Here is a 9,876-nt window from a genome sequence, read left to right on the forward strand (position 1 = left end):
CTTAACACCATATGCCTGATATAATAAGCTGTCGTTCATTTCTAATGAGGTTGGGTAACCACAAAGATAATGAATAGACAGCTTTTATTTTATAAGAAAAAAATAATACCAACGCAATTCGGGGATGAACCTTATTTAGATGTCCAGTAAATTCTTTCTGTGCTAATGTGCCTCTCTGCAATGTCGCTATATAGTTACTTTTGAGCTGCCATTTTTCGGAAAATATACCGACTAAATTGGTGTTCGGCTTTCATGATATGGAGAACTTTTTGTTTGCTGACAACTTTTGCCATTCGCTCGTAATAGGCATTTTCTAGATTATTAGATTGCTTTTGAAGTCTGATGACTTCTTTGAATATGATTGCAGCATCTTTTTCTGAGAGGGAGGGCTCGTTGGCTCTTTTGCAGGCACGATGTATTATTCCTTGTATGTTGCGCTGTTGTGTCTTCATCTCGTGGAAAAGCGGAAGCACTATGGCTGCTTCTTGTGGGGTGAGTGCTGCTTCTTTAGTAATATAGGTTTCAAACTTTTTCTTGAAAACTTCTGGATTGAAGTCTTTATGGTGGCCTGCTGCTTTGGTTTGAGAATGATCTTCTACGGGATGCTTAGGAGCTTGACTACAAGCGCTTATAGACATGCTAGCAGAGAGTAGTATTAAGGTAAAAAACGCAATATAGTTTCTAATCATTTTCATAATCATAAATTTTCAAATCGTTCAACATCATATAATCGTAGGCCTTATCAGCATTTGCTAGATGAAGATTATTATGCTCTGTCATAATGCTTTCTTCTACTGCTAGCTCATTTCTGCTAAATTTGGTACTGGAAATATGTGTAATACTAAAGAAGATAGCCAAAGAGGCTGCTGCGCAGGTTGCGTAATTGAAAAAGAGTTTAATCGATAGTTTCTTCTTGGAGCTCTTGTTGAGTACTATCTGGTTTTGCGTTTGATTAGTAGACTCGATAAATTGTGCTATTCGAGTATTGAAATCTTCAAAGTAGTTGTCAGGAGTTAGAAAAGGATTCTTTCTATGCTGTTGGGGTATATCCGTCATGATTCTTGTTTTTGTATTTATGATAGATTTAGCTCCAAAAGGTTTAATAATGCTACTTAAGATTTTTGAAAAATGTTTGAATTTTCTGTACTGCAATATGATAGGATGCCTTGAGAGCTCCAACACTAGTGTTTAATATTGAACTCATTTCTTCATATTTCATTTCCTCGAAGTATTTCATATTGAAAATAATGCGCTGTTTCTCTGGTAGGAGAGAAATAGCTTTTTGAAGTAGAGCTTCGGTTTCGTCACCATCAAAATAAGGGTCACTCATCAAGCAGTTGGCAACATCATTTTCTTCGTTAGAGAGTGAAATATTTTCTTTTTGCCGAGCAAGAAAACTTAGTGATTCATTGACAGCTATTCGGAAGAGCCATGTAGATATTTTTGATTCTCCACGAAACGTATCTAGGCCTATCCAAGCCTTCATGAAGGTGTTTTGAAGAATATCGTCAGCATCTTCGTGATAGAGAACGTAGCGTCGTATATGCTGGTAGAGAGGCTTAGAGAATTGACCGACAATTTCTTGAAACGCAGCCTGCCGAGTTTCTGATGACTTTAGTCTTTCGATGATAGTGTCCAAAGTGCGGAAGAAATAAAAAGAGAACCTGACAAGCAGGTTCTCACGTTCTAAATAGAACAATAATCTGTATCTACAAAATAGAGATCTTTCTACTGATCTTACCTATCTTAACTATATAGCAGCCCCTATTAAGATTTAGATTAAACATTTTGTCATTGGAATCAATCTTAAAGGTAGCTACCTTTATACCTGTAATATTAAATATCTCCATTGTTAAGCCTGCTCCATTTAGAATCCTGAGATTTGTTCCATTAAGAGTTATTGAGGGCTCATTGTTCCCCATGAAAGTCTCTGTCGTACTTACAAAGAAAGAGTTTGCATTCACTGTCAGAGGTATTATGAAGAAAAGAGAGAGTATTATTGTGAGTAGTTTTTTATTCATACACGAGTCTATTTTTCGCAAAAATAAAAACTTCTGTTCTTATATGCAAATTTTTTACTAGGAATTACTCTTCTATTGTTTTATCTCCCTGTATGGTGAATTGCTTCAATTCATACATTGAGCCATTGTAAATATTAAAATCTACTTTCTCCCTGATACCATCTAGTCTACCTACGTCTGTGTATTGCCAAAATTTCCACTCACCTTTATAGGTGAGTTTTTCTACATAGTAGTGGGCAATCCAATAAGGATATTTGTTGAACTCTGGTGTATTGAGGTGTTGCTCTTTAAATTTGTAATAGGTATAGATAATAGGTTTTGTCTTATATTTTTTTTCGACAATTTCGAGCCAAGTTTTAGCAGCTTTCCTTATCTCCTCAGTGCTGAGATTTCCAAGAGTTTCTATATCTAGAACGGGAGGGAGATCTCCTTCTTCTAAGTGTACTTGTTTCAAGAAGTATTCAGCTTGCTGCTTGGCAGATATTCCTGGAGAGAAGAAATGATAGGCACCTCTTAAAAAGCCATATTCGCGTGCTTGATAAAAATTATCATTAAAATTCTCATCAAGTAGGCTCGTTCCTTCTGTTGCTTTGATGAAGACGAAATCTACAGTTTCTTCATTGATAGTTGCTTTACTTAGCTTTTCCCAATCAATCTTCCCTTGATGATGTGAAATATCTATCCCCCTAATAGAATAGCCTTCTGGACCGTTTATATTGCCGTAAAGTGCTTTCCATTTGAGAGTGAAAGGTGATACAGCAAAATTGTAGAAGAAATAGCCATAGATTAAAAGTATTCCTAGGCAGCCGATGCTTAAGAATATTTTTCCTTTCTTGCTAATCTGTAATTTTGCCCACCAACTTTTCTTTTTGGTGCGACGGCCTCTCTTATTTTTTGCTTTTTTAGGCATTAAACGAAAAGAAAAGAGGCGAGGCTCGTTAAGACGGCCTCGTCTCTTTAAAGCTAGAAGTTTTTATTATTTACTCTGTTCAAGTGCTAAAGTCTTAGTACAAGGATCGCAAACTTCTGTCGGCCCCCAATACTGGATAGGACCAGGATAGAAGTAGTGAGTATTTACTGCCCAATCGTCACGATTTGCTACAAAAGTTTTGAAAGGCGCACCATCAAGACATACAAGAGCTTTGCGGATTACTGGCTTCATCTTACCATTGCGGCGTTCCATATTCATCATCATCGTGATGGGTACACCGCCAGCAATCCATTCTGCAGCTGGAGCTGTCGTATTCTTGACGATGGCCATATAACCTGTCTTGCCATTAGCAACGAGCTGTGCAGCACTAGTTCCTAAGGCATAGCAATAGTCGGCATCGTAGTTGGAAGGTGCAGCACAGCGACCTTCGTAGCCAAAGAAGTGGTGTTGTGCTGCAAATTTACCAGCAAATTTACCTTCTGTTTTCCAAGCGGCAAGCTTCTTACCAACCATTTCGCTCAACAGCTTCTCTGTTTCGATAAGAGATACCTGAACATTGCCATGCGGGTCGCGTTCCAATGCTAACTGCATGGCAACAGCTTCAGGAAGATTTTCGAGTGTTTTGAGATTTTCTGCAGAAATGTTCTTCTTGACCCAAGCAAAAGTATCTTCGTTGCTCAAGTTCGCAGTTTCAGTTTGTGCCTTTTCAGTGGAGAGCAAGTCGTTGAGCTCTGCAATAAGTCGCTTGATAGCAGGAACGAATTCGATAAGTCCTTCAGGGATAAGAACTGTACCAAAATTGTTGCCATCAGCAGCACGTTTTGCTACGATGTTAGCAATGTAAGATACGATATCATCCAGCGTTTGGTTCTTAGCTTCTACCTCTTCGCTTATAATCGTTATATTGGCATGAGTTTGAAGTGCACATTCCAAGGCAATATGGCTTGCACTGCGTCCCATCAATTTAATGAAGTGCCAGTATTTGCGAGCTGAGTTAGCATCACGTTGGATATTACCGATGAGTTCGCTATAAGTTTTGCAGGCTGTGTCAAAGCCGAAGCTAGTTTCAATCTGCTCGTTCTTTAAGTCACCATCAATAGTTTTGGGGCAACCAATCACAGAAACGCCCGTGTTCTTTGCTGCATAGTATTCCGCGAGCATGCAAGCATTTGTATTTGAATCATCACCTCCGATAATTACAACTGCCTTAATATCAAGTTCGTTGATGATTTTTAGACCACTTTCAAATTGATCTTCAGTCTCCAACTTGGTACGGCCAGATCCAATCATATCGAATCCACCTGTATTGCGGTATTCTTCTACTACTTCGCTTGTGATTTCAAGATACTGATGGTCAACTAAGCCACCAGGGCCCATCAAAAAACCATAAAGTTTGTTATTTGGCTTTTGTTTTTTCAATTCATCAAACAGACCACAAATCACATTGTGTCCGCCAGGTGCCTGGCCTCCTGAAAGGATAACGCCAATATTTATCGGTGCATATTCTTTCTTCGTATCTGTCGGAATAAACTCCACAAGAGGCATGCCATAAGTATTGGGGAAGAGTTCCTTAATTTCTTCCTGGTTGTCAACACTTTGGGTTGGCTCACCTTCTTTGATTTCTACATTGCCGCGCAGACCTTGAGGAAGCTTAGGCTGATAAGCAGCTCTAGCTTTTTGTAAAGCACTAATATTCATTTTAATTTGTTTATATGTAATTTCTTTCAACTGATGCAAAGTTAATATAACGCGTAAGAACTGCCAAACATTCTTATTCTAGTTTTCTAAAGAGCAGTTTCTTGTTGCCATTTTCTAAAAGCATAGTTTTCTTGTTTAGCGTTATAATTTTAAAACCTTCTTGGGGGCCAGTAATACCTGCTTCTTCAAAAATAGTTGATGTTGGTGCAGCAATGAGAGAGTCTCGATTTCGAAAGTTTAGATGGATATCAGAAATAAAAAGGGAATCATTTTTTTTAAAGAATCTTGCATTAGCTATATTTGAGGCTCCATCAAAGAGTCCTTTCATATATGTAATTTGGCAGAGCTTCAATTGGAAACTCCAGCATATACCCGCATCTTGTCGGTCTTTCTCTTGCGAATTCTTTATGATAGTTTTCAGTTGCCACATTCCATCCAATCTACTATTCATAGGAAGTTTGTCACAACTTCCGGCTATTAGTAATCCTGCTAGTATGACTATTATATATATGTATCTTTTCATCAGAAAATCTTTGATAATTTAAGTTGAAATCCTCTGTTTTTACCAATTTGTGTGCCACAGTCTAGGCCTAAAGCTGCTGTTATGCAGAATTCTTTGAGCGGTTCTTTATCAAACTTATAAGATCCTTCTAGTAAGAAACTATTCAGATTCTTACTACCATGCAAGTATGGTAAATTATATGTTCCCCAATTTTTCTCATGAGTGTATAGGACACGGAGATGTAGCTTTTTGATAGGATTACTTGTAATTCCTAAGTGATGAGCACGAAATCTATTTCCAGTGAAATATAGTTCTCTACTATTGTTATATAAAGGGGATATGAAAAGAGGGTTACCAATGGCTTGACCAAAGTTTTGCCAGCCCTGATAAATCACATGGTTGTAATAGTTATCCATACCACTTATTTGATCTGGAATTGATGCTGTATGATCGTGATATACAGGTCCTGATTGGTAGTCAGTTTTTATATATTCATATACGACTTTGCTAATTATTCTATTTTTAGGTAATCCTACCTCAATTCCCAATAGATAATCCTTCCATCCATATTGAACGAAAAGTTGGGAATGATCTTCAAAGAAATGATCCATGTAGCCTCGTATATACCAGGAGGGTGCTTGATAGCGAAGAGAGAAAAGAAAACTTCCCAAGGTGTTTCCCTCTGCGTTAGCATATTTGTCGTCTGTAGGGTCGCTTCCTCCAGAATAAATAGCTTTAAGAAAAGATTTTAGATTATGCGACATCGTGAAATTATAGCCTTCAATATTCATGGCATTTTTGACTTTTCCTCCAAAAATGGTCGCCATTTCTAGGCCTGTTTCAAAACTTAGGGGGAAATGCTGTTCATTACCGAGCTTTAGGTAGAGTGCTTTAGTATGGAGTAAAGCTTGTAGTGTATAATGTTGATCATTCTTTAGGTAATACTTTTGCCATGATCCGTCCATCATCATTCCATAACCAAAATGTCCCTTAATGGAGAGCCAAGGTAGGTTGCGACTAAAAAGAATGTAGCCGGGTATTTCTATTCTTACTTGCGGTATGGGACGCGCGTTTATACCAAAAGTCTGAGAGCCAGAACTGAGTTCTTGATCTTTCAATTCCATTCGACGTTCTTTGGCTCCTATAGATAATCTAACTTTTTTCAGTTCTATGTCAATGAAAGCTTGCTGTATCCAACCACTCCATTTTCTTGTGAGTTGCGTTCCTCCGATAAGGTCAAATCCATATCCAATTCTCCAATTATAGTTCGAATCTGCTTCTGCAGGACGAAAAATGGCAGCTCGGAGCCACGCATTATTATTTTGAATACCGACAGCTCCATACTTATTAGCTGCAAGCCATAGCGGTGTTGCTCCATTATTTATCGTCGTTCCAGCTTCAACGCTAAAGCGTGCATCATCAATGGCATCTGATAGAGCCGTTTGCGCTGATGCCATTATTGAAAGACAAAGAGCTAGAAATATCGTTTTGATTTTTCTCATGTATTGTTTAGGGTAATTGAAGTAAGATGGTAGATTACATGTATTCCAGCTTATTATTGCGGTTTTTCGAGTTTTACTTTAAGCAACCTGCGCCCAAGGGCCATTTATTGGAAATAGGTCGATTGGGCGCAGAAAGAATGTAATATTTATATATTATTTCGCATAGCTTACTGAACGAGTTTCGCGGATTACAGTAATCTTTACTTGACCTGGATAAGTCATTTCGTCTTGAATCTTCTTTGCTATTTCACCGCTGAGCTCTTCTGTTTGTTTGTCATCAATCTTGTCGGCCCCAACGATAACTCGCAATTCACGACCAGCTTGTATCGCGTAAGTTTTGGTAACGCCAGGATAGCTCATTGCAATATTTTCCAAGTCGTTAAGACGCTTGATGTAAGCTTCAACGATTTCGCGGCGTGCTCCAGGACGAGCTCCACTGATAGCATCGCATACCTGAACAATAGGGGCTAAGAGTGTGGACATTTCCATCTCATCGTGGTGTGCTCCTATAGCGTTTACAATTTCGGGTTTCTCCTTAAACTTTTCTGCAAGTTTTGCGCCATACAACGCGTGGGGGAGTTCGCTTTCTTCATCAGGCACCTTGCCTATATCGTGTAATAGGCCAGCTCGTTTAGCCTTCTTAGGATTGAGGCCCAGTTCGCTTGCCATAACTGCACATAGGTTTGCAGTTTCGCGGGCATGCTGTAACAAGTTCTGACCATAGGAAGATCTGTATTTCATCTTACCAATAATACGTATAAGCTCGGGATGAAGGCCATGGATCCCCAAATCAATAGCTGTACGTTTACCTGTTTCTATGACTTCCTCTTCTACTTGTTTCTTTACTTTTACTACAACTTCTTCAATGCGTGCTGGGTGGATACGTCCATCAGAAATAAGTTGGTGTAGAGCCAAGCGACATACTTCTCGACGAACAGGATCGAAAGCACTAATTACAATAGCTTCAGGTGTATCATCAACTACAATTTCAACGCCTGTAGCAGCTTCTAAGGCTCTGATATTGCGACCTTCACGGCCAATGATTCGACCTTTTACTTCATCGTTATCAATATGGAATACTGTAACGCTATTTTCAATGGCTGTTTCTGTAGCTACACGTTGAATTGTCTGAATGACAATTCTTTTAGCCTCTTTATTTGCAGTCAGCTTGGCATCGTCCATGATGTCATTTATGTATTGCTGCGCATTTGTGCGAGCTTCGTCTTTCAAAGACTCCACAAGACGTGCTTTTGCTTCTTCAGCACTCAGGCCACTCAGCTCTTCCAGTTTTAGCTGTTCTTGCTTATGCATGCGGTCAAGCTCGATTTCACGATTGGCCAAAGCTTTCTGTTGGTTTTCTAGTTTTTCTTTTGAGTCATCCAGCTCTTTTTTCTTGCGATTGATTTCTTCTTGACGCTGGTTGAGTCCGAGTTCTCTTTGTTTTAGTTTGTTCTCTACTTGTTGAATTTTAGAGTTGCGCTGCTGCACCTCCTTTTCGAGTTCAGACTTTTTATTTAAGAACTTTTCTTTCACTTCAAGTAGTTTCTTTTCCTTCACTACTTCTGCTTCGTGTTCAGCTTCCTCTAAACGTGCCTTGTACATTCCGTTTATCACATACCGGAACAATCCGTATCCGACAGAGACACCTATGAGTAGGCCTACCAATGGTATGATAATGTTCATAAAAAGTTTTGATATTTAGTATTATTCTTTTGTTTTATTTTCTGCTATCCACATTGAAACATTGCTAATTTTTATCTCTATTATATGGAGATTAGTATAGCTTTAGAGATGTTTCTTTTCTGTTATATTACCTAGTTCTTCATCAATTTCTTTTGAGATATCTTTTAGGCCATCCAAAACAAAATCCATATCTTTTTGATGCCTAATAGAGTGAACTACAAAGTCGAGCAAGGTTATGGAGAGGTATGTTTCATAACTCTGCCCCCTGAACTTTTGTTCATAACGACCTAATTGTTCAGTAATTATCTTTGCAGCTTTTCGGAATACTTCTTCGTCTTGGCGTCTTACGTTTATTTCGTGTTCTTGGCGTCCAATAAGTATCCTAATAGTTAACTTATTACTTACTTCATTCATTTATTTATAAGCAAACCTTTTACGGGGTTATATGTTTAGCATTGCAATGCATTTGTCTACTTTATGCACTAGTTTGTCAATGCGTCTCTTAGATTGAACTAAATCCTCGTTGCTTATATTGATAATTCTTGCCGTTTTTAAAGTTTCGTAATTATCTTGTAATTTCTTTTGTGCGGCAGTCGCTATTTCGAGTGAATCTTTGAGTTGCTTGACCTCTTCCTGTAAGTGCATACTTTCCTCCTTCAATTGCTTAAATTCTATGAGCAAATGACGGATGCGTGATTTAAATTCTTTAATTGCGATTTCCTCTTCTAGGGTCATTGTTGCGATTTTATTCAGCTTATGCCTATACGGTGGAACTCTTGAATTAGAGTTTCGTAGGCAAAGATAACCACTAAATATGAGATTTGCAATAATTTAGAAGTATTAAATCTTCATATATTTCTTCGTCTAAAAGTCGGAAAGACTTTCAAGGACTTTCTTGTTTATGAGTCATATACCATTGGGAGATAGTTTTTATAGCTGTTTAGTTGTTGCTTTATAGTGTGAGCGTGATTGCTTTTCCAAAAGCGTGTGTTTTCTTATTTTTCCAAAAGTTTCTCTTCCTCCTGTACTTTTGAGGAGAAAAAATGTGTTCGTAATAGTGTCTAAAAAATAGTGTGTAATTTTGATATTTACATTCCAATCATTTTAGAGATAAAAGGTCTAATTGTAAAAAAGTTCCTATTCTATGGCCTTTAGAATGGGGGAAATATAGCTTGATTACTACAGAGTTGAAAGAGGTTATTTCGAAATGCTATTAGAAAAGTGTTTTTACATTTTTCGTCAAGGAGTTGGAAATACTATAAGGTAAATGATTCATCCCCGAATTGTGTTGGTATTATTCTTGGTTCATCCCCGAATTGCGTTGGTATTATCCTTAAGCCCCATTAAAAGTAGCTTAAAATACTGTTCATCTCTATATCCATATGCTCTCCTTTTCATCACCTTGATTTTATTATTGATTCCCTCCAGCATTGCATTAGTAACTGGTGCATCGTACCACGCCAAAATTCCACTACGTTTAGCCTTTATTGTATTGGCAACTTTTATGAAAGGAGTTAGTTTAGTTTCTTTCGCTCTTTC

General features: G+C 38.0%; 12 protein-coding genes. All 12 read right to left on the reverse strand.

The annotated features are described in order from the left end of the window. Nucleotides 1-194: 194 nt before the first annotated feature. Complete coding sequence (locus FHS60_RS10160) at nt 195-638, reverse strand: hypothetical protein (protein ID WP_183698149.1); 444 nt, start codon at nt 636-638, stop codon at nt 195-197. 43 nt (nt 639-681) lie between these two features. Then, entirely contained in the window at nt 682-1,056 is a 375-nt protein-coding gene (locus tag FHS60_RS10165) for a hypothetical protein (RefSeq protein WP_009346435.1), read from the reverse strand. 52 nt (nt 1,057-1,108) lie between these two features. Beyond that, the gene (locus FHS60_RS10170; RefSeq protein WP_183698151.1) at nt 1,109-1,639 is read right to left on the reverse strand and encodes an RNA polymerase sigma factor; all 531 of its coding nucleotides are present in this window, start codon (nt 1,637-1,639) and stop codon (nt 1,109-1,111) included. Nucleotides 1,640-1,709: 70 nt separating this feature from the next. Beyond that, a complete protein-coding gene (locus FHS60_RS10175) occupies nt 1,710-2,021 on the reverse strand; it encodes a T9SS type A sorting domain-containing protein (RefSeq protein ID WP_040597172.1) in 312 nt (103 codons plus the stop codon). Nucleotides 2,022-2,085: 64 nt separating this feature from the next. Next, nucleotides 2,086-2,931: a glycoside hydrolase family 25 protein gene (locus FHS60_RS10180; protein ID WP_183698153.1), complete on the reverse strand. Its 846-nt coding sequence runs from the start codon at nt 2,929-2,931 to the stop codon at nt 2,086-2,088. Between the two features lie 66 nt (nt 2,932-2,997). Next, nucleotides 2,998-4,650, reverse strand: coding sequence for a diphosphate--fructose-6-phosphate 1-phosphotransferase (locus FHS60_RS10185; RefSeq protein WP_183698155.1), 1,653 nt, complete (start codon nt 4,648-4,650; stop codon nt 2,998-3,000). A 73-nt stretch (nt 4,651-4,723) separates the two neighbouring features. Next, nucleotides 4,724-5,173, reverse strand: coding sequence for a lipocalin-like domain-containing protein (locus FHS60_RS10190; protein WP_183698157.1), 450 nt, complete (start codon nt 5,171-5,173; stop codon nt 4,724-4,726). After that, a complete protein-coding gene (locus FHS60_RS10195; protein WP_183698159.1) occupies nt 5,173-6,654 on the reverse strand; it encodes a capsule assembly Wzi family protein in 1,482 nt (493 codons plus the stop codon). Before FHS60_RS10195 ends, FHS60_RS10190 begins: the two co-directional genes overlap by 1 nt. A 153-nt stretch (nt 6,655-6,807) precedes the next feature. Next, nucleotides 6,808-8,337 carry a ribonuclease Y gene (gene rny / locus FHS60_RS10200; RefSeq protein ID WP_183698161.1) on the reverse strand — a complete coding sequence of 510 codons (1,530 nt, stop codon included), beginning with the start codon at nt 8,335-8,337 and terminating at the stop codon, nt 6,808-6,810. A 102-nt stretch (nt 8,338-8,439) separates the two neighbouring features. Further along, on the reverse strand, nt 8,440-8,751 hold the full coding sequence (locus FHS60_RS10205; RefSeq protein WP_183698163.1) for a cell division protein ZapA: 312 nt from the start codon (nt 8,749-8,751) through the stop codon (nt 8,440-8,442). A 27-nt stretch (nt 8,752-8,778) separates the two neighbouring features. Next, nucleotides 8,779-9,072, reverse strand: a complete 294-nt coding sequence (locus FHS60_RS10210) for a hypothetical protein (protein ID WP_183698165.1) — start codon at nt 9,070-9,072, stop codon at nt 8,779-8,781. A gap of 570 nt (nt 9,073-9,642) precedes the next feature. After that, nucleotides 9,643-9,876: transposase (locus tag FHS60_RS10215; RefSeq protein ID WP_183698167.1), on the reverse strand; the 234-nt coding region annotated here is incomplete at its 5' end.

This window comes from Alloprevotella rava (assembly GCF_014195585.1).
GTDB classification, from domain to species: Bacteria; Bacteroidota; Bacteroidia; order Bacteroidales; family Bacteroidaceae; genus Alloprevotella; species Alloprevotella rava.

Bases quoted from the DNA above. Each gene is read 5' to 3' on its own strand.
- FHS60_RS10160 (WP_183698149.1), bottom strand. From the start codon at position 638: ATGTCTATAAGCGCTTGTAGTCAAGCTCCTAAGCATCCCGTAGAAGAT.
- FHS60_RS10205 (WP_183698163.1), bottom strand. From the start codon at position 8,751: ATGAATGAAGTAAGTAATAAGTTAACTATTAGGATACTTATTGGACGC.
- FHS60_RS10165 (WP_009346435.1), bottom strand. From the start codon at position 1,056: ATGACGGATATACCCCAACAGCATAGAAAGAATCCTTTTCTAACTCCT.
- rny (WP_183698161.1), bottom strand. From the start codon at position 8,337: ATGAACATTATCATACCATTGGTAGGCCTACTCATAGGTGTCTCTGTC.
- FHS60_RS10195 (WP_183698159.1), bottom strand. From the start codon at position 6,654: ATGAGAAAAATCAAAACGATATTTCTAGCTCTTTGTCTTTCAATAATG.
- FHS60_RS10190 (WP_183698157.1), bottom strand. From the start codon at position 5,173: ATGAAAAGATACATATATATAATAGTCATACTAGCAGGATTACTAATA.
- FHS60_RS10180 (WP_183698153.1), bottom strand. From the start codon at position 2,931: ATGCCTAAAAAAGCAAAAAATAAGAGAGGCCGTCGCACCAAAAAGAAA.
- FHS60_RS10210 (WP_183698165.1), bottom strand. From the start codon at position 9,072: ATGACCCTAGAAGAGGAAATCGCAATTAAAGAATTTAAATCACGCATC.
- FHS60_RS10185 (WP_183698155.1), bottom strand. From the start codon at position 4,650: ATGAATATTAGTGCTTTACAAAAAGCTAGAGCTGCTTATCAGCCTAAG.
- FHS60_RS10175 (WP_040597172.1), bottom strand. From the start codon at position 2,021: ATGAATAAAAAACTACTCACAATAATACTCTCTCTTTTCTTCATAATA.